At 46.3% G+C, this 678-nt stretch carries 1 protein-coding gene; it reads right to left on the minus strand.

The features are described 5' to 3' along the window. The coding region (locus R7Q46_RS27390; protein WP_318078301.1) for a PQQ-dependent sugar dehydrogenase at window positions 1–502 on the minus strand (502 nt) is incomplete at its 3' end. Between the last annotated feature and the right edge of the window lie 176 nt (window positions 503–678).

Genomic DNA, 678 nt, shown 5'->3' on the forward strand with positions numbered 1-678 from the left:
TATTTTGCCCGTTGTCTCGTTCACCGCGATCGCCAATCGTGAAGTAGATCTTGCCATCAATAAACGCGATTCGACTGCCAAAATGTCTGCCAGTATCGGTGATGGCATCGGAGATGAAGAGATCTTTCCAGCCAGTTAGTTGCTCGCCATTTAGCGTTGCGGTGGCAAGTGCGACGGTGTTTCCTTTCTGGGTTCGTTTGCTGTAGGTGAAATACAGCTGTGGATTTTTCTTATCGGTATTTGGGGCGAGTGCGACATCCAGTAAACCGGCTTGTCCACTGGTGTTAACGTTCTGAACAGTATGGATTTTCTGGCGTTGACCAGTCATCACATTGAGCAATGAAATGGTGCCATTTTTCTCGTTCACTACTACGCGTTGCGAATCGATAAATTCAATGCCCCAAGGGACTTGAAACCCATTGGCAACCTCATCAGCTTGGTATTGCGCAGCATGAAGTGAAAAAGATAAACAAGCGAGCAGGGCGATGGTTACAATTCTCATGGGTCCTTCCATGTTGAAGTGCGTGGATGCTTAAAAGCTAACACTAAATGGCGAGATCCCCAAATGATGACAAGCTACAACGAGCGGTGTATGAATATAAAAATCCCCGATACCAGATCGGGGATTGAGTTAAGGTGTTAGAGATGAATCTGTCTTTCTGCGATTACATTGCCGCT

This window comes from Vibrio sp. 811 (assembly GCF_033339195.1).